Annotated in this window: 20 protein-coding genes; 12 read left to right on the forward strand and 8 right to left on the reverse strand. The window is 54.8% G+C overall.

The features are described from left to right. Nucleotide 1: 1 nt before the first annotated feature. The 6 genes from ACQG0T_RS08940 to ACQG0T_RS08965 all read left to right on the forward strand — a co-directional run bounded on the left by ACQG0T_RS08940 (nt 2) and on the right by ACQG0T_RS08965 (nt 6196). The gene (locus tag ACQG0T_RS08940) at nt 2-400 is read left to right on the forward strand and encodes a DUF6950 family protein (protein WP_214606546.1); all 399 of its coding nucleotides are present in this window, start codon (nt 2-4) and stop codon (nt 398-400) included. Then, nucleotides 400-3198: a phage tail tip fiber protein gene (locus ACQG0T_RS08945; protein ID WP_426723772.1), complete on the forward strand. Its 2799-nt coding sequence runs from the start codon at nt 400-402 to the stop codon at nt 3196-3198. Before ACQG0T_RS08940 ends, ACQG0T_RS08945 begins: the two co-directional genes overlap by 1 nt. Nucleotides 3199-3201: 3 nt before the next feature. After that, the gene (locus ACQG0T_RS08950) at nt 3202-4170 is read left to right on the forward strand and encodes a DUF6453 family protein (RefSeq protein ID WP_426723773.1); all 969 of its coding nucleotides are present in this window, start codon (nt 3202-3204) and stop codon (nt 4168-4170) included. A 61-nt stretch (nt 4171-4231) separates the two neighbouring features. Further along, nucleotides 4232-5554, forward strand: a complete 1323-nt coding sequence (locus tag ACQG0T_RS08955) for a phage tail protein (protein ID WP_426723774.1) — start codon at nt 4232-4234, stop codon at nt 5552-5554. An 82-nt stretch (nt 5555-5636) separates the two neighbouring features. Further along, nucleotides 5637-5876 carry a hypothetical protein gene (locus tag ACQG0T_RS08960; RefSeq protein ID WP_039268852.1) on the forward strand — a complete coding sequence of 80 codons (240 nt, stop codon included), beginning with the start codon at nt 5637-5639 and terminating at the stop codon, nt 5874-5876. Then, on the forward strand, nt 5876-6196 hold the full coding sequence (locus ACQG0T_RS08965) for a hypothetical protein (protein WP_426723775.1): 321 nt from the start codon (nt 5876-5878) through the stop codon (nt 6194-6196). Before ACQG0T_RS08960 ends, ACQG0T_RS08965 begins: the two co-directional genes overlap by 1 nt. Nucleotides 6197-6456: 260 nt before the next feature. Here ACQG0T_RS08965 and ACQG0T_RS08970 read toward each other — a convergent pair whose 3' ends face one another. Beyond that, nucleotides 6457-7740: a YeaH/YhbH family protein gene (locus ACQG0T_RS08970; RefSeq protein WP_023299884.1), complete on the reverse strand. Its 1284-nt coding sequence runs from the start codon at nt 7738-7740 to the stop codon at nt 6457-6459. A gap of 89 nt (nt 7741-7829) precedes the next feature. Then, on the reverse strand, nt 7830-9764 hold the full coding sequence (gene yeaG, locus ACQG0T_RS08975; RefSeq protein WP_006809140.1) for a protein kinase YeaG: 1935 nt from the start codon (nt 9762-9764) through the stop codon (nt 7830-7832). A gap of 432 nt (nt 9765-10196) precedes the next feature. On the opposite strand from yeaG, the gene ACQG0T_RS08980 reads away from it, so the two are divergent. Beyond that, nucleotides 10197-10943 carry a MipA/OmpV family protein gene (locus tag ACQG0T_RS08980; RefSeq protein ID WP_017384691.1) on the forward strand — a complete coding sequence of 249 codons (747 nt, stop codon included), beginning with the start codon at nt 10197-10199 and terminating at the stop codon, nt 10941-10943. Nucleotides 10944-11010: 67 nt separating this feature from the next. Here the strand turns inward: ACQG0T_RS08980 and ACQG0T_RS08985 are convergent, their stop codons facing one another. Both ACQG0T_RS08985 and gapA read right to left on the reverse strand, forming a co-directional pair. Continuing rightward, the gene (locus ACQG0T_RS08985; protein WP_252051435.1) at nt 11011-11895 is read right to left on the reverse strand and encodes a D-hexose-6-phosphate mutarotase; all 885 of its coding nucleotides are present in this window, start codon (nt 11893-11895) and stop codon (nt 11011-11013) included. A 74-nt stretch (nt 11896-11969) separates the two neighbouring features. Further along, entirely contained in the window at nt 11970-12965 is a 996-nt protein-coding gene (gene gapA / locus ACQG0T_RS08990) for a glyceraldehyde-3-phosphate dehydrogenase (protein WP_006809136.1), read from the reverse strand. 341 nt (nt 12966-13306) lie between these two features. Between gapA and msrB the strand changes: the two genes are divergently transcribed. Together msrB and ACQG0T_RS09000 are read left to right on the forward strand one after the other, a co-directional pair. Beyond that, on the forward strand, nt 13307-13720 hold the full coding sequence (gene msrB / locus ACQG0T_RS08995) for a peptide-methionine (R)-S-oxide reductase MsrB (protein WP_017384689.1): 414 nt from the start codon (nt 13307-13309) through the stop codon (nt 13718-13720). A gap of 41 nt (nt 13721-13761) precedes the next feature. Further along, nucleotides 13762-14034 (forward strand): YeaC family protein, encoded by a 273-nt coding sequence (locus ACQG0T_RS09000; protein ID WP_017384688.1) that lies wholly within the window; start codon nt 13762-13764, stop codon nt 14032-14034. A 50-nt stretch (nt 14035-14084) separates the two neighbouring features. On the opposite strand, the gene ACQG0T_RS09005 is transcribed toward ACQG0T_RS09000, so the two are convergent. The 4 genes from ACQG0T_RS09005 to sppA form a co-directional block, all read right to left on the reverse strand. Continuing rightward, nucleotides 14085-15338: a glycoside hydrolase family 18 protein gene (locus tag ACQG0T_RS09005; protein WP_017384687.1), complete on the reverse strand. Its 1254-nt coding sequence runs from the start codon at nt 15336-15338 to the stop codon at nt 14085-14087. Between the two features lie 219 nt (nt 15339-15557). Further along, nucleotides 15558-16199, reverse strand: a complete 642-nt coding sequence (gene pncA, locus ACQG0T_RS09010) for a bifunctional nicotinamidase/pyrazinamidase (protein ID WP_017384686.1) — start codon at nt 16197-16199, stop codon at nt 15558-15560. Between the two features lie 9 nt (nt 16200-16208). Beyond that, nucleotides 16209-17225: an asparaginase gene (gene ansA / locus ACQG0T_RS09015; RefSeq protein ID WP_023303507.1), complete on the reverse strand. Its 1017-nt coding sequence runs from the start codon at nt 17223-17225 to the stop codon at nt 16209-16211. A gap of 62 nt (nt 17226-17287) precedes the next feature. Beyond that, nucleotides 17288-19144, reverse strand: coding sequence for a signal peptide peptidase SppA (sppA, locus tag ACQG0T_RS09020; RefSeq protein ID WP_271040699.1), 1857 nt, complete (start codon nt 19142-19144; stop codon nt 17288-17290). 167 nt (nt 19145-19311) lie between these two features. Here sppA and ACQG0T_RS09025 point away from each other — a divergent pair, with 167 nt between their 5' ends. The 3 genes from ACQG0T_RS09025 (at nt 19312) to ACQG0T_RS09035 (ending at nt 22950) form a co-directional block, all read left to right on the forward strand. Further along, nucleotides 19312-19863 (forward strand): NAD(P)H nitroreductase, encoded by a 552-nt coding sequence (locus ACQG0T_RS09025; RefSeq protein WP_023303509.1) that lies wholly within the window; start codon nt 19312-19314, stop codon nt 19861-19863. Nucleotides 19864-19979: 116 nt separating this feature from the next. Then, on the forward strand, nt 19980-21023 hold the full coding sequence (gene selD, locus ACQG0T_RS09030; RefSeq protein ID WP_015570773.1) for a selenide, water dikinase SelD: 1044 nt from the start codon (nt 19980-19982) through the stop codon (nt 21021-21023). A gap of 4 nt (nt 21024-21027) precedes the next feature. Next, a complete protein-coding gene (locus tag ACQG0T_RS09035) occupies nt 21028-22950 on the forward strand; it encodes a DNA topoisomerase III (protein ID WP_017384681.1) in 1923 nt (640 codons plus the stop codon). Nucleotides 22951-22984 lie beyond the last annotated feature (34 nt).

Genomic DNA, 22984 nt, shown 5'->3' on the forward strand with positions numbered 1-22984 from the left:
CATGAAGCATCCAGACTGGCATAACAGATTAATCGCCGTGATAAGGGCCGCTGAAAAGCGGCCTTTTTTATGGGGCGAACATGACTGCTGCCTGTTCGCAGCCGACTGCGCTGAAGCGATGACCGGGGATAATTTTGCCGACGGCTGGCGCGGGACGTATGACAGCGAAACGGGTGCGAAAAAAGCGTTGCTGCGCGGTGGTGGCTCGCTGGAGAAAGTTCTGGCGAAGTACCTCGACGAGGTACCTGTGAAGATGGCCCAGCGCGGAGATATCGCGGTTGTCGAGAATGCTGGTACCCGGTGCGCCGGGGTGGTTTACGGCGGCGCCGTGTGGGTGCCGGGGGAGGAAGGGCTGGTTTGCCTGAGGATTAAGCCACTGAGCGCCTGGAGGGTTCGCTGATGCCTGCTGCTATTCCGATTATCGCCACCGTTGCCGCTGGTGCAGCCGCTGCTAATGGCGCTTATGCCGTTGCAATGGCGATCACGATTGCTGCACAGGTGGCAACGCAGATGCTGACGAAGAAGCCCTCTATTGGTGCTTATCGTGATACCTCCGAAAGAAAGCAGGTCCTGCGCGCGGCTGCCAGCCCGAAAACGGTGGTATATGGCAGGACGGTATCAGCAGGTACGCTTTTCTTCTCTGAAGAGGAAAAGGGCGATCAGACTGATGGCGAATGGCTTCATCTTGCGATCACCCTGGCGGGACACCCTCTCTCCGGTGTGGGAACCATCTATCTCGGTGATGACGATATTGGTTCGTACCCTGATAACGCCACCTACGAAGTACATAACGACCGCCAGACCGCCGATCCGTTTATGCTTCAGAACTGCCCGTCCTGGAAAGAGGACATGATCGGCAAGGGCATTTCCTGGCTACGCGTGTCGCTGAAGTTTAACGCTGAAAAATTCCCCTCAGGCATTCCTAACATCAAGGTCGAGAAAACGGGGCGCAAGGTCTATGACCCGCGCACCGGCCGCACTGAATACAGCAACAACCTTGCGCTCTGCGTGCTGGACTATTACCGCAATTACCTGAAGGTGCCGGATGCGGATATCAACTGGGATCAGTTTCAGGAAGCCGCCAACATTTGCGACGAGACGGTAACGAACGGCGACGGAACCACGGAAAAACGTTACACCTTAAACGGTGAGTTCGACCTGAACGAAAACAAAGCCAGCATTCTTGAAGCGATGCTGGCTGCCGGAGCTGGCGAGCCAACGTACATTGCGGGTAAGCACGGCATTCTGGTTGGTGCGTATTATGGCCCTGCAACCGAAGTGATCACCGAAAGTCAGCTGGCCGGCGATATCGAAATCATGCCGGAAGTATCGCAGTCTGAGCGCGTCAACACCATTAACGGTACCTTTATCGATCCTAAGCAGACCTACGCTGAGGCTGATTTCCCGGCGGTGTCTGTCAGCGAATGGGTTGCTGAAGATGGCGTTGAGATTTCACAGGATCTGAAACTTCGCTTTGTCACCAGTGAGTTTCAGGCTCAGCGCCTGGCAGACATCAAACTGAAGCGCACCCGCATTTCACGAACGATGAATCTCACACTGAACCTGAGCGGCTATCGCTACCGTCCCGGCATGTACGTGAAGGTGAATTTCCCGTCGCTCGGAATCATTAATGTCGAAATGCGCGTGACCGACTGGCGGTTCGGTGTGCAGAACGGGGTGCAGATCACCCTGAAACAGGAGACTGCTGATGTCTGGGGTGATGCAATAGGCAAGCCAATTGAGCGGCCGCCGTTCACGCAGCTGCCATCTGGTGGGGTGGCGCAGCCGCAGAACCTGAAATACACCGTCGAGGAGATTGGGCAGGTGGTTCAGGGCGTGCTGTCCTGGCAGAACATCGGCCAGTTTGTTTACAACAAGGTTGTGATCCGCAAGGCGGGTCAGACGGTGCTCTCTGTTCAGGTTCCGGGTTCCTTTACCCGCCTGACAGGACTTGTTCAGTCTACCTACACGGCCCACGTCACTGCGGTAAACCAGATGGGGGCAGAGTCGCCGGAGGCATATCTTGAATTCAGCATTCAGGCACCGCCAGCGCCGTCAAGGGTAGATATTGAGCAAAGCTATTTTGCCATCACGCTATACCCGCGCCTGGCAGCAGTGACGAACGTATCAACGCAGTTTGATTTCTGGACGTCCGGCGAAACCAGGCTACCGAATACCAGCACGTCAACGGTTGAAGGCAGGGCAACGCGTGCCGGGATCGGCACCACCTGGAGCAGCCATAATCTGAAGAACGGGCACACCTATTACTGGTATGTCCGCACGATCAACGCGTTTGGTACGTCTGCGTTTGTTGAAGTGGCCGCGCTGTGCCAGACCGATACTTCGGGCCTGATTGACGTCATTGACGAGTCTGTCAGGAATTCTGACGCCATGAAAAACGTGGAGAAGGGCGTTGATACCAACCTTGAAGGTATTCTGCAAAACGCACTGGCGAATAACGGCACGGTGGAGCGCCAGTTTCAGCAACTGGGGGAAGTAAATGCCGAAATCATGACGGTCAGGACAACGATCGCCACGGTAGACAAGGCGTTAGCCCAGCTCACCACCAGTGTTAAGTCTCAGTTCGAAAGCGTTAACTCGCAAATCCTCGAACAGCAAACGGCCATCAGTGATAACACGAAAGCTATCGCTTCCCTCGATACGTATGTTCAGGCAGAGGTTGGAGACCTGACGACGGCGGTTAACCAGAAAATGAACGCCGAGGTGACGAGCAACGGTACAGGCAAGGCTTCATATACCCTGAACCTTGGCATTATCCGTAACGGCGTGAAGTACAACACCGGCTTTGGTATGTCCATTGAGCCTTCAGGTGGTTCTTACAAATCCACGGTTGTATTCGCTGCTGACCAGTTCGGCATCTACTCAGGAAGCGATCCCGGCAACTATGAGGCCGCCTTCTTTGTCTATAACGGACAGGTCTTTATCCGTGACGCGATGATCCAGGACGGCAGTATCACCAATGCGAAAATCGGCAGTTATATCCGCTCGACAAACTTCGCAGCCGGAGTTCAGGGCTGGAACATCGACAAGAACGGCGACTGTGAATTCCACGGCAAGCTCTACGCAGACAGCGGTAACTTTGCGTTCAACGGGACCAATAACACGGTCGTTATCAACAATAACGGTATTACCGTCAATATCCCCGGCGGTGGCCGTATCGTCGTTGGTTCATGGTGATTTATGCCTTCAGGACTTTTAATCGATCTCAATGATGGCGGTAAACCGATGGAAATTACCGCCGGATTACGTTGCCCTACATATGGCGGGGCGATATCCGGCGGTATCGGTAACGTGAATACTGCGACAGTTGAGGGTTACGTGGCCGGGTCGAATGTCATTTTCATACCGACCCAGACGGTAATCAGCGACGAGGGGATATTCAAGCTGGACAGCGTCACTATCTCCGGCGCGAACGTCACGCAGAACTGGAGCGGGAATTCAAACCCCGGATTTCCCAATCCGCAGCGCGTGGCGTTCTCCGGCACGCTGTGGCAGATCCTGCCCGTAAGCCAGAACTCAAACGTTGGCCTTCTCGTTCAGAACAGCACCGACTTTACGGCGATCACAACGGCGTCAAGGGTCGGGTACTGCATCTATAAAGCCAGGGTAACTGTCGGTACGTCCGGCTGGGTCACGCCGACCATTGCAGGATTTGATCGCAGTAAATACCTGGTCTGCTGTAAGTGGAACAGCCCTTACACCCTGGACTATGACGGAAACCGGCTGCTGTTTCTGAATGATGGATCAAACACGGAAGACCAGCCCATGAGCGGCACAGTTGATGTGATTATTTTTGCGGGTGGCGTTACGCCCGTGGCCGCGAATCCCGGATTCAATATCTATAACGCGGCAGGCCAGTGCACGTTCTCAACGGCGAGAAGGCCATTTGTTTATCTCGGCACTAATTTTGTGCCATCCACATCAGCGCAGACCGTCCCCGGTGGCGGATATGTTCCGGTTGGCCGCTTTGGTCTCAGGGTGCCCAGCTTCGGCGGTGGTCGTATTTATCACTACCACTATGGACTGGTCATGCAGAACGGGACCCTCAGGGTCGGAAGGGGAGTGTATGTCGGCTGGGCAGACAGGCAGTTGGCGAACGCCGGGGTTACGCCTATTTCACTCCCGGTCATTCCCGATATGTACGTTTGACGACTTCTAACTTACTGAACCTCGCTCCGGCGGGGTTTTTTATTGCTTCAAAGGAGCAACTATGTCCGCAGGAACTCTGACTCTGACAAATAATTCAGCCGCGGTAACCGGCAGCGGTACCGCTTTTACCACCGAGCTGGCCGTCGGCGATTTTATTGTTGTGACGGTTGGTGGCATTCCTTATACGCTCGCCATCAAAACGGTGAACAGCAATACTTCCCTGACGCTGGTCAGCAACTATACCGGACCGACGCAGGGCGGCGCTGCATGGTATGCCGTGCCGCGCGTTGCGATGAACCTTGTTACTGCTGCGCTGGTGGCACAAAGCGCAGAAGCCCTGCGCGGCCTGAACTATGACAAACAGAACTGGCAGCGGTTATTCAGTGCGTCGGGAAATATAACCGTTACGCTCCCGGACGGTTCTTCATTCACCGGTCCGTCATGGCAGTACATGGTTAATACGGTTGCCACAAAAACGAACGGAGCTGTTCCTGTCAACCAGGGCGGGACCGGAGCAACGAATGCCGCTGACGCTCGCACATACCTCGGTTTAGGAACATCGGCTGCGAGGGATGAGCAAGTTTCGATGACAGATGCAGCTCCTGACAGAGTCATGATGACAGGGAAAGCATTTGGGATTGGTTCATTAACAGGTATTAACACAGCTATAGGAAGCGCTGGACCAATAGGTTTTTATGGTTCAACTGGTGATAACTGGGGAACGCCAGGTGGTCTGTCTGTTGGTTTTGGTGTGATACAAATGCCGGGTAGCAACGCTGCGTACCGCACACAACTGGCCTTGACCAACTCAGGCAAACGTATGTTTATGAGGGCAACTCAAAATAATATTTTTGATGCCTGGGTAGAGTTTTATTCAACCGGGAACACAACAAAAGCCAGTGATGGAACCTTAAAGGCGGCATCGCCAGTAGCCCGTATTGTTCAGTCTCAGGAAGTAAACCAGCGCACTGATGTGGCAGATGATGGTTTTACGTGGTGTGGCTGCGGCACGGCGAACGCCGAGGCAGAGGGGGTATCCATTTCTCGTCTTGACATAGGGGTTTACGAACTCACCGGTTCGGCAGGACTCGCATCTGAAGGATGGCAGTTACTGCCTCCGATGGACCCTGGCGGCATGGGAGAGCTGGGTGTGGTTGAGGCAGAGCAAGCCGGCAATGGCGAGCTGACAATCCGCCTGTTTAAGCGCAAATACATGCTGAGCGATGACGGTGAGATCATCAAAACCAAAGGGGAACCGATGGACGTGCCGGCTAACAGTTGGATCGATGTACGCCTCGACATGCCTGATGATAGCATTTGGAATACAAGATCTTCTGAAGCTTCTCTGGAACTGACAGAGCAGCCAACAGTCATTCAGCCTTAAAAATTAATAGGCGAACCCAAATTGATCTGCATTCCATTTAAAACTACTGTATATAAACACAGTAATAAAGGGAGTGCAGATTATGCCCCGAAATTCAGATATTCAAGCCGCCTTTATTGCGGCCATAGAGCTTAACCCAAAGGGCTACCGCTACCTGAGAACAGACCGCTTCATACAAAAGTTGCGTGGTTTTAACTGGCACTTTACCCGTGACGATGCAAACAAGTGGATAGAGCGCAACCAACCTGGTTTCGCTGATAAAACGACAGACGGTAGCGAAAACCGTTACTGGATCTTGCGTAACATGGGGAGGGTGCACTGATGGGATTCGCATCACCAGCTGCTGATTATGTTGAGCGTCAACTTTCTCCAGCAATCCTGTGCAACATCGGGGCGGATAGTAGGGTGCTCGAAACTGATATGGGGTTTGCGGTCATAGAGCCAGCAACGAAAAAGACGCCTGGAGATGTGTTGTTAATTTTGTGCGACGGCCACACACAATTTGCAAAACTCATGGGCAAGGCGCTCATTACGGATGATGGTGAAGCGATTGAGGGAGCAGCGCTTGAAGAAGTGGAAGTGCTGGGTAGGGTGACATTCTTCATCAATCGTGCATTAGATGATGATTGCCCTGCAATATAGATGATTTCCCCATGCTTCACTGAAGAATAACCAGCCATAAGCGGCTGGTTTTTTTGTGTAGTTTTGGTCGGCACGATAGGATTTTTCCTCTATCGCATGATGGCCATCCTAAAGCTCACAGGAAGTTTTGCGTAATCACTTCTTCAAAATCGCATTCCCCAAAATAAAAGCTAAGCGAATGAAAAATATAGTGAAAATTAAGGATGGAAATGCAATAAAATCAGCCAGAAAAACATGGTTAACTGGCTGATTAATAACATTTAATTGGATGTTGTAGAACTCTGCTTCTGGAACAGTTCCCGGAAGACCGGGTAGATGTCATCCTGGTCACGAATGTGCTGCATCGCAAAGTTATCGAACATCGCTTGCAGATGCTCATACTCACGCCACAGCGTCTGGTGGGCGCGACGGGTAATTTCAATGTAGCTGTAGTAACGCACCACCGGCAGGATCTTCTTCGCCAGAATTTCATGACACAGCGGCGAGTCATCCGCCCAGTTATCGCCATCCGATGCCTGCGCGGCGTAGATATTCCACTGCGCCGGATCGTAGCGCTCCTTCACCACCTCGTCCATCAGCTTCAGGGCGCTCGACACGATGGTGCCGCCGGTCTCCTGCGAGTAGAAGAACTCATGTTCATCCACCTCTTTCGCCTGAGTGTGATGGCGGATGTAGACCACCTCCACGTTCTTATACGTTCTGCTCAGGAACAGATAGAGCAGAATATAAAAACGCTTAGCCATATCCTTGGTGGCCTGATCCATTGAACCTGACACGTCCATCAGGCAGAACATTACTGCCTGGCTGGAAGGCTCCGGCCGTTTTTCGTAGTTCTTGTAGCGCAGGTCGAACGTGTCGATAAACGGCACCCGGTCGATCTTCGCCCTCAGTTCGGCGATCTCTTTACGCAGGCGCTCCTCTTCCAGCAGTTGTGCGGGTTCCGTGTTTTCCACCACTTTCAGGCTGGTTTCCAGCTCGCGCAGTTCGCGCCGTTTGCCTGCCGTCATCGCCGTGCGTCGCGCCAGTGAGTTTTGCAGTGAACGCACCACGCTGATGTTGGCGGGCACCCCGTTTGCGGTATAACCCGCGCGATGGGTTTTGTATTCGTTGAGCTGACGGTGCTGATTCTTTCTCAGATTCGGCAGGGCCAGATCCTCAAACAGCAGGTCGAGATATTCGTCTTTTGAAATTTGAAAGACGAACTCGTCCTGGCCTTCACCGTCCTGGCTGGCCTGCCCCTGACCGCTGCCAGAACCGCCGCCTCCGCCTTGGGGCCGCTCGATTCTGTCATTCTGGACGAAGTGGTCATTACCTGGGTGCACGCGATGGCGAAGGCCGCCACGCCCCTGATGAAACATCGGTTCGCTGATGTCATCGTTAGGGATGGAGACGGATTCGCCGCTGTCGACGTCGGTCACCGAGCGTTTGTTGATGGCCTCGGAGATCGACTGTTTAATTTGCGCTTTATAACGGCGCAAGAAGCGCTGGCGATTCACCGTGCTCTTGTTTTTGCCGTTAAGACGCCGGTCAATAAACCAGGTCATATATCCCCCGTACTGCATTTGCCAACTTGCAGCGTCCGTAAGTACCGGACATTTTGTTGGCCCGGTAAGCGCGTTACCGGGCACTTGTTTTAAGACGATTTACGCACGCGCAGATACCATTCACAGAGCAGGCGGACCTGTTTGCGGGTATAGCCTTTTTCCATCATACGGTCGACAAAATCGTCGTGCTTTTTCTGCTCGTCGGTTGAGGTTTTGGCGTTGAACGAGATGACCGGCAACAGCTCTTCCGTGTTAGAGAACATTTTCTTCTCTATAACCGTGCGCAGTTTTTCGTAGCTGGTCCAGTTCGGATTGCGGCCGTTGTTATGCGCTCTGGCGCGCAGCACGAAGTTCACAATCTCGTTTCGGAAGTCTTTCGGATTGCTGATCCCGGCTGGTTTCTCGATTTTTTCAAGTTCCGCGTTCAGGGATTCACGGTCAAACAGCTGGCCGGTATCCGGGTCGCGATACTCCTGATCCTGGATCCAGAAGTCAGCGTAGGTGACGTACCGGTCAAAGATGTTCTGGCCGTATTCGGAATAGGATTCCAGGTAGGCGGTCTGGATCTCTTTGCCGATAAACTCGGCGTATTTCGGGATCAGGTAGCCTTTCAGGAACTCCAGGTAGCGTTCAGCCTGCTCCTGTGGGAACTGTTCACGTTCAATTTGCTGTTCCAGCACGTAGAACAGATGTACCGGGTTGGCGGCCACCTCCGCGTGGTCGAAGTTAAAGACGCGGGAGAGGATCTTAAACGCGAAACGCGTCGACAAACCGTTCATCCCTTCATCGACCCCGGCGTAATCGCGGTATTCCTGGTACGATTTCGCTTTCGGGTCGGTATCCTTCAGGCTTTCACCGTCATACACGCGCATTTTTGAGTAGATGCTGGAATTTTCCGGCTCTTTCAGGCGCGACAGGATCGAGAAGCGCGACAGTGTTTCCAGCGTTCCCGGTGCGCAAGGGGCATGAACCAGCTCACTGTGGTTGAGCAGTTTTTCGTAAATCTTGATCTCCTCGGAGATCCGCAGGCAATAAGGCACTTTGACGATGTACACACGGTCAAGGAACGCCTCATTGTTTTTGTTGTTACGGAAGGTCACCCATTCAGATTCGTTAGAGTGGGCAAGGATAATCCCGTTAAACGGCAGGGCGGAAATACCTTCTGTCCCGTTGTAGTTCCCTTCCTGGGTGGCGGTCAGTAGCGGATGCAGCACTTTGATCGGTGCTTTAAACATCTCGACAAATTCCATAATCCCCTGGTTGGCGCGGCACAGCGCACCGGAATAACCGTAGGCATCCGGGTCGTTTTGCGCGTGATGCTCCAGCTTACGGATATCGACTTTACCCACCAGCGCCGAGATATCCTGGTTGTTCTCGTCACCGGGTTCAGTTTTAGCGATGGCGATCTGCTCGAGGATAGACGGCCACACTTTCACGACGCGGAACTTGGTGATGTCCCCGCCAAACTCGTGCAGACGTTTTGCCGCCCACGGCGACATGATCGTACCGAGATAGCGATGCGGAATGCCAAACTCTTTTTCCAGAATTTGCGCATCCTCTTGCGGATTAAACAGGCACAGCGGATGGTCATTGACCGGGCTGCGTTCGCCGTTGGCGCTCAGCACATAGATCGGCACGCGCTGCATCAGCGCTTTCAGCCGTTCAGCCAGGGAGGATTTACCCCCACCGACAGGACCCAGCAGGTAAAGGATCTGTTTCTTCTCTTCCAGCCCCTGAGCGGCATGCTTCAGGTAGGAGACGATCTGCTCAATGGCGTCTTCCATGCCATAGAACTCTTCAAACGCCGGGTATCGGGCGACCACCCGATTCGAAAATAGACGGGAAAGCCGTGGCTCCAGGGCAGTATCAACCATGTTTGGCTCACCAATAGCCATCAATAGCCGTTCTGCCGCATTGGCATAGGCACTGCGATCTTGCCGACAAATGGTAAGAAACTCCTGCAGTGTGAACTCTTCGTCCTTGGCAGCTTCGTAGCGCTGGCGATAGTGATCGAATATATTCATGGCATGCCGTCCTTTCGTTTTTTAGCACAGGATAAGAGCCGTTCGTATGAGTAGTGGAGGCTCCCGGAAGAGAATTTTTCGCACCTCACTGCCAGAGCAGCAACCTGTGTGCCAGGTCGAAGGCTATGAACCGCAGGGTGTTCAGCAAAACCTCTTCTTAAATTAAAGCGTAGATGGCAATTGCAAAACTTGCATACGGATAAAATCTACTTTCAATGACATATCAATAACTCATCCAAAAATTTCCACTGCGGTTATAAGCGAAAAGCGGGTTTTTCATTTATCGGTCACATAAATGAAAGCGGGATGTCATCTGAAAAATGAAAAATAACGGGTTAATCAAACGGATTAGCGCGCAAAAAATTTTGGGATGTACGGGAATGGCGGTTACACTTCACCCGCTGATTATTTGACTACAGGAAAGAATGGATTGTGACCAAACTCAAACTTCTGGCATTGGGCATCCTTGCCGCTACCGCAGCGAGCACCGTACAGGCTGAGAGCCAGTGGACTGTTGGCGCGGGTGCTGGCGTGATTAACAGCCCGTACAAGCAGTATGACCGCGACGTTTATCCTGTCCCCGTTGTCACCTATGAAGGCGATAACTTCTGGTTCCGTGGGTTGGGCGGTGGCTACTATCTGTGGAACGATACGGCCGATAAGCTCTCCATCATGGCCTATTACGATCCAACGCACTTTAAACCAGGCGACAGCGACAGCAATGCGCTTCGTCAGCTGGACAAACGCAGAAGCTCACTGATGGCGGGGCTTTCTTACGTCCATAATACCGAGTATGGCTTCCTGCGCACTGCGCTGGCGGGCGATACCCTGGACAACAGCAACGGCTTCATCTGGGATCTGGCGTGGCTTTATCGCTATACCAACGGCGCAGTGACGCTGACGCCGGGTATCGGTGTGCAGTACAGCAGCGAGAATTACAACGACTACTACTATGGCGTGTCTAAAGCGGAGTCTCGCCGCAGTGGTCTGAAGAGCTACAGCGCGGATGATGGCTGGGATCCGTACCTGGAACTCACCGCCTCGTATAACTTCCTCGGTGACTGGAATGTGTACGGTACTGGCCGTTACATTCGTCTGAGCGATGAAGTGAAAGACAGCCCGATGGTCGACAAGTCCTGGTCTGGCATCTTCTCCGTGGGTGTGACCTACAAGTTCTGACCAGAACGTGATGCATTAAAACGGGGCGCTAGCGCCCCGTTTGTTTTTTTATGATGCCTGAACAATATTAGCGCTTCACAATCTTGATCGTCTGGCCTAAGCGGGACGGTTTTTCTTCGCTGGTTTTCTGCGGCGCGGTCACGCACGCGGTTTCCACACACACGAAGGTCTTGTAACCGTCATCCGGGATATCCGCCATGCTGACGGAAAGGGCAGGGCCCGGGTTCCAGCCCACCACGTTGCTGTGGTGGTGATGAACCACATCAATACCGCGGTTCAGCGCGCTGTCGTGGAGGACGCTACAGGCTTCCGGGTGCAGATACACGCGGTCGGTACGATCCGGGAAAGTCTGCACGCCGTCGTCCAGCTTGCCTTCTTTCGCGTTATCCACTTTGTCGATAAAGGTATCGCCAAGTCCGCTCACCTTAACGGCCTGAATGTCGCCTACGTTGAAATAGGTGTGCAGGGCGGACGTTGTTTCAAATTCGCCGTGCGCTTCCAGTTCAATCTCGCAGGTTTTACCCAGCTTGAAGCGGGCATACAGGGTGAACTCGTGTGGCCACAGGGCACGCGTTTCATCATTCGCCTGGAGTTCAAAGGTCAACACCGCACCGTTTTCATCTTCGTTGTGGGCTTTCAGCGTCCACTGCTGGTTACGGGCGAAACCGTGTGAGGGTAAACCCTGCTGCGCTGACGGGCCAAACCATGGCCAGCAGATCGGTACGCCGCCGCGGATCGCCGCCCCTTTTTTGAACGAGGTGGCCTCGCTCAGCCACAGGCCTTCTTCTTCACCTTCTGGTTTCCAGGAGAGCAGGTGGGCACCATTGAGCGCTACGGAGGCTTTAACGCGCGGATGATCAACGACGATGATATCAGCACCGTCGATCTGACGGCGGGAGAGCACAGGGGTAAGTTGTTCGACTACCGGAAGTGCAAAAATTTTATTAATCATTAAGCAATCCTCTGTCTAAAAACAATAAAAAAGGCGACCGAAGTCGCCTTTTAGGATCAAGCACTCATCTCAACTTATTTGGAGATGTGAGCGATCAGGTCCAGTACTTTGTTAGAGTAGCCAGTTTCGTTGTCGTACCAGGAAACCAGTTTCACGAAGTTGTCGTTCAGTGCGATACCTGCTTTAGCATCGAACACGGAAGTGCACACTTCGCCGTTGAAATCGGTAGATACAACGTCGTCTTCGGTGTAACCCAGAACGCCTTTCATTGGGCCTTCGGAAGCAGCTTTGATTGCTTTCTTAATTTCTTCATAAGAAGCAGCTTTTTCCAGACGAACGGTCAGGTCAACAACGGATACGTTAGGAGTTGGAACGCGGAACGCCATACCAGTCAGTTTGCCATTCAGTTCTGGCAGTACTTTACCTACTGCTTTAGCAGCACCGGTAGAAGATGGGATGATGTTCTGAGCCGCGCCACGGCCGCCGCGCCAGTCTTTGTGAGACGGGCCATCAACGGTTTTCTGAGTAGCGGTGGTTGCGTGAACGGTAGTCATCAGACCTTCGATGATGCCGAAGTTGTCGTTGATAACTTTAGCCAGCGGTGCCAGGCAGTTGGTGGTGCAGGATGCGTTGGAAACGATGTCCTGGCCAGCGTAAGTTTCGAAGTTTGCACCGCGAACGAACATTGGGGTGTTGTCTTTGGAAGGACCAGTCAGAACAACTTTCTTCGCACCCGCAGTGATGTGTTTACGTGCAGTTTCGTCGGTCAGGAAGATACCGGTAGCTTCAGCTACAACGTCAACACCGATTTCGTTCCATTTCAGGTTAGCTGGGTCTTTCTCAGCAGTAACGCGGATGGTTTTGCCATTAACAACCAGGTGGCCGTCTTTCACTTCAACGGTGCCGTCGAAACGACCGTGAGTTGAGTCGTACTTCAGCATGTACGCCATGTATTCAGCGTCCAGGAGATCGTTGATACCAACGATTTCGATGTCAGAACGTTTCTGAGCAGCACGGAAAACAATACGGCCGATACGGCCAAAACCGTTGATACCTACTTTGATAGTCATATATTCCACCAGCTATTTGTTAGTGAATAAAAGGTTGCCTGTAAAATTACAAAAACCTTACGCAGCGTCAAGCGGAATCGTGTCAATCATTGCGACAAATCAATCCTGTGACTAACGTTTGTGCGACTGACTCGCCTCACTTTCCCTTTGAGCTAGCAACCACATGGGGGCTGCGCCCGGAATTTTAAAGGCCTCGCAGGATTAAAATGTGAAATTGATCACAATTGCCTGACCGCCTTTTCGCGACACATAAGTTTAGAACAAAAGTGCACGCGCGGGTGTTAATGTTTTGTTAGAATCTGGGTTAAAAGATGTCTGTTTCAACAGCGAGATGTAAGCATATGTCGAACCAACGTAACCCCGACGATTTGAAAAAAAACCTTACAGAGATGCAGTTTTACGTGACGCAAAATCACGGCACAGAACCGCCGTTTTCCGGGCGTTTGCTGCACAATAAACGGGAAGGCGTCTACCACTGCCTGGTGTGTGATGCACCGCTGTTTAACTCCCAGACGAAGTACGATTCTGGCTGCGGCTGGCCGAGCTTTTACGAGCCTGTCAGCGATGATGCGATCCGCTACCTGACGGACACCTCGCACGGCATGGTGCGCACCGAAATTCGCTGCGGGAACTGTGACGCCCATCTCGGGCATGTCTTCCCGGATGGCCCGCAGCCGACGGGGGAGCGTTTCTGTGTAAATTCGGCTTCCATGAGCTTTACCGATGATGAAAACGGCGACCATACCAAGGGTTGAAAAAACGATTCAGCAAATTATTCCTTTGAAAGGGAGAGATCATGAATATTGATGACATGATTGCAGGTATGACCCCGGAGGTTTATCAGCGTCTGGTAACGGCCGTTGAGCTGGGAAAATGGCCGGACGGTGTGGCGCTCACACCTGAGCAAAAAGAGAACAGTTTGCAGCTGGTGATGCTGTGGCAGGCGCGTCACAATACCGACGCCCAGCACATGACCATCGACACTAACGGTCAGATGGTGATGAAAAGCAAGCGCGAGCTGAAAGAAGAGTTCGGCATCGCGCCGAAGCCGATTGCGACCTTCAAATAAAGCTCCCATGTAGGCCGGGTAAGCGCTAGCGCCACCCGGCACACTACATCTTAGTGCGGGATCCCAAGCGACTCCGCCAGCTGTTTCGCGAGCTGGTTTTCGTCGTCAGCACCGTACTCCCAGAACATGGCGCCAGCCAGACCTTTCTCCTTAATGTAATCCGCTTTGATCGCCACGGAGCGCGGGTTCTCATAGGAAATCGCAAACAGCGCCTTCCCGTCGGCGGATTTCACCGACAGCCACGGCACCTTCGCCTGTTCGTCCCAGTGCTCGGTAAAGCGTTTCTGCGGATCGTTCAGCAGCTTGCGGACGATATCGTTGTATTTCACATAGGTATCTTTGGTCAGATCATAGCCAAGCGATTTGAACAGGCCCAGTTCCTGCGGCCCGAAGTAGGGCTGCGTCACCGGATTGTTCTGCGCGTCCGATTTGCTCCAGTCGATACCCGGTTCAACGGCGCGCTTCGGCACGCGCCCATAGAAACCAATTCCGAGGTTCATCTGCTGCGGCTTCAGCCCGGCGGCCAGATAGTTATTCACCACAAAATCGACGCTGTACTTGTCTGCGGCAGCCACCGTTGGCCAGGCGCTGGAGTCATACAGATTCGCGTTAAAATACTGAGTACCGTACGCCATGTCGTAGGTCATCAGGTTGATGTAATCGAGCAGGGGGGCAATGGCTTTCACATCCACCCAGCTTTTCGGACTTTCCGCATTCGCGCCCACCGCAATCGTGACCAGCTTTTTCTTACCAAACGCGTCACGCATCTCTTTTAACAGCGCGGTGAAATTATCCCGGTCGGCAGGGGTGCTCTCGACCAGTCCCCACGCGCCGTTGACCGGATATTCCCAGTCCAGGTCGATCCCGTCCAGGCCGTATTTACTGACGATCTCCTGCGCGGAGCGAATAAATACCGCGCGACTCTCTTTGGTTGCCGCTGCGCCAGAAAAACCACGCGCGCCCCAGCCGCCAACGGAAAGCAGGACTTTCAGGTTCGGGTTTTGTTTACGAAGCTGAGGAAGTAACGCCAGATCGGATGCCACCTTAGGTGATAACCAGATTTGATGCAGTTTTGCCGGATCTTTCAGCGCGGCGTTGGTTTCGTCTTTCTCGTTGTTATAGACCAGACCAAACGAGTAGTTGAGGTGGGTGATCTGGCGGACGTCGAGTTTATTAATATCGCCACCCGGTCCGGCGGTAACATCGCCACCCCCATTGAAGTAACCCACGGACATCAGGGGCGCGGCGGAAGCCAGTGACGCGCAAAGCAAGGGTAATGCTGCCAGCAAGGGCAAACGTTTCATATAATTTCCTCTTTGACTGAATAAAAATAACCACGCCACAGAAAAGGCGTGGCGAAAAAACAGCCTGAAGAGAATAGCATCGCCGTTTCGCTTGTGATGCGAGGGAGTTCACTTTATGGGGATTGGGGAAGAAATGCCGGGTGGCGCTGACGCTTACCCGGTCTACAAAACCAGAGAAAGTAGGCCGGGTAAGGCTAAGCCGTCACCCGGCTAAAAAGCTTACGCCTGCGTCTCCATCCAGTCAGCCAGCGTATACAGCGTTGCGCCTTCTGCGGCCATATCCATAAACGCCTGAGCGCTGTCATGCGGCTGAATATTCACCCCGCGACAGCCGTCGGTGATGACATTCACGGTATAGCCCAACTGGAGCGCATCCAGCACGGTGAACTTCACGCAGTAATCCGTCGCCAGGCCCAGCACAATCAGCTCGGTGATCTCATGGTGGCGCAACCACGCGTCCAGCGCCGTCTTCTGACGATGACCGTTATCAAAGAACGCGCTGTAGCTGTCGATGGTTGGGTTTTCACCTTTGTGGAACACCGCGTCGATGGCCTTCTGGTTCAGCAGCGGATGCAGCTCAGCGCCTTCCGTCTGCTGCACGCAGTGATCGGGCCAGAAGGTTTGCGCCAGCCCGTCCAGTTCGCCCTGGCTGTAAGGCTCAACGTTGTGCTGGCTGGCAAAGCTGCCGTGGTTTGCCGGATGCCAGTCCTGACTCGCCACCACCGCTTCACCACGAGCTTTACACCACTCAATCAGCGAATTCGCGACGTCTACGGTGCTGTCGCCTTCGGCAACGGCCAGCGCACCGCCCGCACAGAAATCATTTTGCAAATCGACCAGTAACAGGGCGCGTTGCTTCATGGGACCTCCTTATTCGTCCGGCGTCAGTTCACCGCGCAGGTTTTGCATCATGGCGCGGCGAATGGAATCAATATCCAGATCCTGACTCAGTAAATAGTGAAGTTTAGTCAGCGTTGCCTCAACGGTCATATCGAAACCACTGATCACGCCAGCGTGCGCCAGGGCATTACCGGTGGCGTAGCCGCCCATATTGACTTTGCCGGACATACACTGGGTGAGGTTGACCACCACAATCCCGCGATCGCTCGCCTCCTGAAGCTCTTTCAGGAATTCACCGTTCTGCGGGGCGTTACCCACACCATAGGAGCGCAGGATCAGCGCCTTCACCGGCTGGCGCAGGAAGTTGCGCACCACGTCAGCGGAAATACCCGGATAAATCGTCACCACGCCGATCGGCTGCGGGGTGATGGGGTGAACGATCAGCTCGCCTGCGGTATTTGGCGCGGGCGGCGTGCCCAGACGACGGATATGGATCCCCGCTTCCAGCAGCGGTTGCAGGTTAGGTGAGGCAAAAGCGTCAAAGCCATCGGCGTGTGCTTTAGTGGTACGGTTCCCGCGGTACAGCCGGTTGTTGAAGAACAGCGTTACCTCGTTGATCGGGTAATTAGCGGCCACGTACAGGGAGTTAAGCAGGTTGATCTGCCCGTCTGAACGCAGTTCCGCCAGCGGGATCTGCGAGCCGGTCACGATGACGGGCTTGCTCAGGTTCTCCAGCATGAAGGAGAGCGCCGAGGCGGTGAACGCCATGGTGTCGGTGCCGTGCAGGATCACGAAGCCGTCGTACTGGTCGTAATGAGCTTTAATATCGTCCGCAATATGCTGCCAGTCTTCCGGCGTCATGTCGGAGGAGTCCATCAGCGGCTCATATTCGTGGATGGTAAAGTCCGGCATTTCCGGACGGTGGAATTCAGGCATCAGCGCCAGCTGGCGCTGTAAGTGGCCGGAAACCGGGATATAGCCATTTTCTGAGCGCTGCATACCGATGGTGCCGCCGGTATAGGCGACATAAATTGATTTCTTCTGCATGGTAATGAGTTCTTGTTCTTCAAAAGAAAAAATCCCCTCTTCACGGGAAGAGGGGACGGTTTTTAACGCACGTTCGCACAGGTCAGGCAAAACGCGTAGCGGCTTTGTGGATCATTAAAGGCTGCGAGCTTGTCGCTCTCCGCTTTCATGGCTTTCGCCGCGGTCGCCACCGGCGCCGGCAGATAAGCCTGAAGCGCGTCCGGCAGCATGGCACGAACGGAGCCGGACATGCTGTCCACGACCATATCGAAGAACGTTGGTTCGTCCTGATAATAGTCCACGTGCCACTGCTTGAGCTTCGCCAGCTCCGCTGCTTTCTTCACGGCGTCGTCGAAGTCACCCAGACTGTCTACCAGGCCGTTGCTCTTCGCGTCCTGGCCGGTCCAGACGTGGCCCTGAGCGATCTGGTCAATCTGATCGGGCGTCTTTTTACGGGAGTCCGCAACCAGCGTGATGAAACGTTTATAGCCACTCTCAATGCTGAGCTGCATCATCTCAGACACCTCAGGCGGCAGGGATTTGGTAACGGACACGTCCGCCAGCGGCGAGGTGGAGACGCCGTCGGTGTGGACGCCGAGATAATCCAGGCTGTTCTCTACGGTGTTGATCACGCCGAAGATGCCAATCGAGCCGGTCAGCGTGCTTGGGTTAGCCACAATGTAGTTGGCTGGCGTCGAGATCCAGTAGCCCCCGGAAGCCGCCATGCCGCCCATCGAGACCACTACCGGCTTGCCCGCGGCGCGCGCGGCGGCCAGTTCAGCACGGATCACTTCAGAGGCGCTGACGCTGCCTCCAGGGCTGTTCACCCGCAGGACAATCGCCTTCACTTTCGGATCCAGGCGCGCATCGCGGATCTGCGACGCGGTGGTGTCCCCGCCGACGTTCCCCGGCGTTTCTTCGCCATCCATAATGGCCCCGTTAGCAAACACCACGGCGATGCTGTCACCACTGTCGTCCGGCTTTTTCGCGGCGTAGTCATACATGCTGATGGCGCTGTAGTTTTTATCCTCTTTACTCCAGCCGAACTGTTTGGTCAGCGCTTTTTCAATTTCAGCGCTGGAACCCAGCTGATCGACCAGTTTGTTATCAAGCGCGTATTTCGCTGTATCGCCGTCCACCTTGCGCAGGCCGTCCAGCACGCCGCGCGCGCCCGGGAAGACCTGCTCAGCGGTAATCTGACGGTTAGCGGCAATGGTGCCGAGGTAGTTCTGCCACAGCTCGCCAATCCAGCGGCTGTCCGCTTCACGGGCGGCAGGGGACATATCATCGCGGATAAACGGCTCCACGGCGGATTTATAGGTCCCGACGCGGAAGACGTGGGTGGTGACCTTCAGCTTGTCGAGCAGCGATTTGTAGTACAGACCGTTAGTGGCGAAGCCATGCAGAACGACCGTGCCCTGTGGCGAAAGCCAGATCTTATTGGCAAAGCTCGCCAGATAATATTGTCCCTGGGTGTAGCTGTCGCCAATGGCAATAACCGGTTTACCGCTGTCGCGGAATTCGCGCAGCGCTTTGCCGATGTACTGCATTGACGGCTGATCGGCCCCGGCAAAATCTTTCAGGTCCAGCACGATACCGGTAATGTTACGATCGTCTTTGGCCTGACGAATGGTGTCGACAATATCAAACAGGGAGTTTTCCTGAAGACGGTCTGACGTTGCGCCGAACAGCTGGCGGCCAATCACGCCCAGACGGTTGCTGGTCGATGGCTTATCAACAATCACCCCGGTGATATCGAGTAACAGCGCGCCGCGCGTCGAATGCTGCGACTGGTTTGCGTTGCTGATATGCATCCAGATACCTGCGCATACCAGGACCAGGAAGATGAAGAAGATGTTCATCACCAGGTTGCGGACGAAGTTGAGCAGTCGCCACGTCCATTTAAAGAAACCGGCAAAGATTCGCCAAAGGGTTCGCATGTATTCTCCCTAACCAGAAAAGGACTGTTTCCGTCGCCACGGGACGGTAATGTGCGGTTATCGTAATGACCCAACCGCCACTTGTCAGCAGGAATCGCCTGCCGCGCTGTAACAAATTCTGCTGTCGTGTTAATTTTGTGAGTAAATTTCATGAAAGGAGTTAACCAATGGACGCACTTGAACTGCTTGTTAACCGTCGTAGCGCTTCCCGCCTGGCCGAACCGGCACCCGTCGGCGAGCAGCTGGAAAACATTCTGCGTGCCGGAATGCGTGCGCCGGACCATGGCACATTGCAGCCGTGGCACTTCTTTATTATTGAAGGCGAAGGGCGCGACCGCTTCAGCCAGCTGCTGGAGCAGGGGGCTGTTGCCGCAGGCCAGGATGAGAAGGGGATTGATAAAGCCCGCAACGCGCCGTTCCGTGCGCCGATGATCATCGCGGTAGTCGCAAAATGTCAGGCCGATCATAAAGTGCCGGTCTGGGAGCAGGAGATGTCTGCCGGTTGCGCGGTAATGGCAATGCAGATGGCCGCCGTCGCGCAGGGCTTTAACGGCATCTGGCGTACCGGGCCGCTGACCGGGAGCGCCGCCGTGCGGGAAGGTTTCTCCTGCGGCGAACATGATAAAATTGTCGGCTTCCTCTATCTCGGCACCCCGCAGCTTAAAGCCTCCAGCACCATTAGCGTGCCGGACACCACACCTTTCGTCAGCCGTTTTTAATCACCCGCGCTAAACTGTCTGGATTCTGAGCATCCGCCGCAGAATTCAGACAGTCATACTTACCTCTTTATGGAATGAGCGCTACCATAGCGCGATTGAGATGACAGGAGACGTCCATGAGCGAGCAAACCATTCGTTTAACGCAATACAGCCACGGAGCCGGTTGCGGTTGTAAAATTTCCCCGAAAGTGCTGGAGACCATCCTGCACAGTGAACAGGCGAAGTTTGTCGACCCGAACCTGCTTGTCGGTAACGAAACGCGTGACGATGCAGCGGTTTATGACCTGGGTAACGGCACCAGCATTATCAGCACTACTGACTTCTTTATGCCGATTGTCGACAACCCGTTCGACTTCGGGCGCATTGCGGCCACCAACGCCATCAGCGATATCTTTGCGATGGGCGGTAAACCGATTATGGCGATCGCCATTCTGGGCTGGCCGATTAACACCCTCCCGCCGGAGATTGCCCGCGACGTGATCGAAGGCGGACGCTTTGCCTGCCAGCAGGCGGGTATTGCCCTGGCCGGTGGTCACTCTATCGATGCGCCGGAGCCGATCTTCGGCCTGGCCGTCACCGGCGTGGTGCCGACCGAGCGCGTGAAGCGCAACAGCACGGCGCAACCGGGCTGCAAATTGTTCCTCACCAAGCCGCTGGGCATTGGCGTACTGACCACTGCCGAGAAGAAATCCCTGCTGAAGCCCGAGCATATCGGTCTGGCAACGGAAGTGATGTGCCAGATGAACCTCGCCGGTGCGGCATTCGCCAATATCGACGGCGTGAAGGCCATGACCGACGTGACCGGTTTTGGTCTGCTGGGGCACCTCTCTGAAGTCTGTCAGGGCGCGGGCGTGCAGGCGCAGGTCTGGTATCAGGATGTGCCTAAGCTGCCGGGCGTGGAAGAGTACATTGCTCAGGGCGCAGTGCCGGGCGGGACGCAGCGCAACTTCGCCAGCTACGGCCATTTAATGGGCGAAATGCCGGAAGCGTGGCGTAACCTGCTGTGCGATCCGCAAACCTCCGGCGGCCTGCTGCTGGCGGTGACGCCGGAAGCTGAAGCTGACGTTCAGGCGACGGCTGCCGAGTTTGGCATCACCCTGACGGCCATTGGTGAGCTGGTGACCGCCCGCGGTGGTCGACCGATGATTGAGATCCGTTAATTCGATGCGGTTGTTTATTGCCGAAAAGCCGAGTCTGGCGCGTGCCATCGCCGATGTGCTGCCCAGGCCGCATCGCAAAGGCGACGGCTTTATCGAATGCGGTAACGGGCAGGTGGTCACCTGGTGTATCGGTCACCTGCTTGAACAGGCGCAGCCGGATGTCTACGACAGCCGCTACGCCCGCTGGAATCTCAACGATCTACCGATTGTGCCGGAAAAATGGCGTCTCCAACCGCGTCCTTCCGTCACCAAACAGCTCAACGTCATTAAGCGCTTCCTGCATGAGGCGACGGAAGTGGTCCACGCGGGTGACCCGGACAGGGAAGGGCAACTGCTGGTCGATGAAGTGCTGGACTACCTGGAGCTGGCGCCGGAAAAGCGCCAGCAGGTGCAGCGCTGCCTGATCAACGACCTCAACCCTCAGGCGGTAGAGCGGGCCATTTCACGCCTGCGCGCCAACAGCGAATTTATTCCCCTGTGTGTCTCCGCGCTGGCGCGTGCCCGTGCGGACTGGCTGTACGGGATCAACATGACCCGCGCCTACACCATTCTCGGGCGCAACGCGGGTTATCAGGGCGTACTCTCCGTCGGTCGTGTCCAGACACCGGTGCTGGGGCTGGTGGTGCGTCGCGACGAAGAGATCGAAAATTTCGTCGCCAAAGACTTCTTCGAAGTCAAAGCGCATATCGTCACGCCGAAAGACGAACGCTTTACCGCCGTCTGGCAGCCAAGCGATGCCTGTGAGTCATATCAGGACGAAGAGGGACGGCTGCTGCATCGCCCGCTGGCGGAGCACGTGGTCAACCGCATTACCGGCCAGCCCGCAATCGTCACCAGCTATAACGACAAACGGGAAACGGAGCCCGCACCGCTGCCGTTCTCCCTTTCGGCGTTGCAGATTGAGGCGGCTAAGCGCTTTGGTCTTAGCGCACAGAACGTGCTCGATATCTGCCAGAAGCTCTACGAAACCCACAAGCTGATCACCTATCCGCGTTCGGACAGCCGCTATCTGCCGGAAGAACACTTCGCCGGACGCCACTCGGTGATGAATGCCATTGGCGTCCATGCGCCTGATCTGTTGCCGCAACCGGCGGTAAACCCGGATACCCATAACCGCTGCTGGGACGATAAAAAAGTCGATGCTCACCACGCGATAATCCCGACGGCGCGCACCAGCAACGTCAACCTGACCGACAACGAAGCAAAGGTCTATAACCTGATCGCACGTCAGTATCTGATGCAGTTCTGCCCGGACGCGGTGTTCCGCAAGTGCGTTATTGAACTGGAGATTGCCAAAGGCAAATTTATAGCCAAAGCGCGTTTCCTCGCGGAAGCGGGCTGGCGCACGCTGCTCGGCAACAAAGAACGTGACGAAGAGAACGACGGCACGCCGCTGCCGGTCGTGGCCAAAGGCGACGAACTGCTGTGCGAGAAGGGCGAAGTGGTTGAACGACAAACCCAGCCGCCGCGCCATTTCACCGACGCGACGCTGCTGTCGGCCATGACCGGCATCGCCCGCTTTGTGCAGGATAAAGATCTGAAGAAGATCCTGCGCGCCACCGACGGTCTGGGCACGGAAGCGACCCGCGCGGGGATCATCGAACTGCTCTTTAAGCGCGGCTTCCTGGAGAAAAAGGGACGTTACATCCATTCAACAGAACCGGGCCGGGCGCTAATTCATTCGCTGCCGGAGCTGGCCGCCAGGCCGGACATGACCGCGCACTGGGAGTCGGTGCTGACGCAGATCAGCGAAAAGCAATGCCGTTATCAGGACTTTATGCAGCCGCTGGTAGGGACGCTTTATCAGCTGATTGACCAGGCGCGCAGTACGCCAGTGAAGCGATTCCGGGGAATGGTCGCCCCGGGCGGCGGGGCGAAGAAACCGTTCAAAAAGAAGAAAAGCGCAGCCAAAAATACAACCGCTTAAACCGTAGGCCGGGTAAGGCGAAGCCGCCACCCGG

The sequence above is a fragment of the Enterobacter cloacae complex sp. 302F9 genome, from assembly GCF_050030335.1.
Taxonomy (GTDB): Bacteria; Pseudomonadota; Gammaproteobacteria; order Enterobacterales; family Enterobacteriaceae; genus Enterobacter; species Enterobacter hormaechei_C.

Coding starts and splice junctions, on each gene's coding strand:
- ACQG0T_RS09005 (WP_017384687.1), bottom strand. CDS start 15,338: ATGAAACGTTTGCCCTTGCTGGCAGCATTACCCTTGCTTTGCGCGTCA.
- ACQG0T_RS08950 (WP_426723773.1), top strand. CDS start 3,202: ATGCCTTCAGGACTTTTAATCGATCTCAATGATGGCGGTAAACCGATG.
- ACQG0T_RS09035 (WP_017384681.1), top strand. CDS start 21,028: ATGCGGTTGTTTATTGCCGAAAAGCCGAGTCTGGCGCGTGCCATCGCC.
- msrB (WP_017384689.1), top strand. CDS start 13,307: ATGTCGAACCAACGTAACCCCGACGATTTGAAAAAAAACCTTACAGAG.
- yeaG (WP_006809140.1), bottom strand. CDS start 9,764: ATGAATATATTCGATCACTATCGCCAGCGCTACGAAGCTGCCAAGGAC.
- ACQG0T_RS09000 (WP_017384688.1), top strand. CDS start 13,762: ATGAATATTGATGACATGATTGCAGGTATGACCCCGGAGGTTTATCAG.
- ACQG0T_RS08940 (WP_214606546.1), top strand. CDS start 2: ATGAAGCATCCAGACTGGCATAACAGATTAATCGCCGTGATAAGGGCC.
- sppA (WP_271040699.1), bottom strand. CDS start 19,144: ATGCGAACCCTTTGGCGAATCTTTGCCGGTTTCTTTAAATGGACGTGG.
- ACQG0T_RS08955 (WP_426723774.1), top strand. CDS start 4,232: ATGTCCGCAGGAACTCTGACTCTGACAAATAATTCAGCCGCGGTAACC.
- gapA (WP_006809136.1), bottom strand. CDS start 12,965: ATGACTATCAAAGTAGGTATCAACGGTTTTGGCCGTATCGGCCGTATT.
- ACQG0T_RS08965 (WP_426723775.1), top strand. CDS start 5,876: ATGGGATTCGCATCACCAGCTGCTGATTATGTTGAGCGTCAACTTTCT.
- selD (WP_015570773.1), top strand. CDS start 19,980: ATGAGCGAGCAAACCATTCGTTTAACGCAATACAGCCACGGAGCCGGT.
- ACQG0T_RS08960 (WP_039268852.1), top strand. CDS start 5,637: ATGCCCCGAAATTCAGATATTCAAGCCGCCTTTATTGCGGCCATAGAG.
- pncA (WP_017384686.1), bottom strand. CDS start 16,199: ATGAAGCAACGCGCCCTGTTACTGGTCGATTTGCAAAATGATTTCTGT.
- ansA (WP_023303507.1), bottom strand. CDS start 17,225: ATGCAGAAGAAATCAATTTATGTCGCCTATACCGGCGGCACCATCGGT.
- ACQG0T_RS08985 (WP_252051435.1), bottom strand. CDS start 11,895: ATGATTAATAAAATTTTTGCACTTCCGGTAGTCGAACAACTTACCCCT.
- ACQG0T_RS09025 (WP_023303509.1), top strand. CDS start 19,312: ATGGACGCACTTGAACTGCTTGTTAACCGTCGTAGCGCTTCCCGCCTG.
- ACQG0T_RS08945 (WP_426723772.1), top strand. CDS start 400: ATGCCTGCTGCTATTCCGATTATCGCCACCGTTGCCGCTGGTGCAGCC.
- ACQG0T_RS08970 (WP_023299884.1), bottom strand. CDS start 7,740: ATGACCTGGTTTATTGACCGGCGTCTTAACGGCAAAAACAAGAGCACG.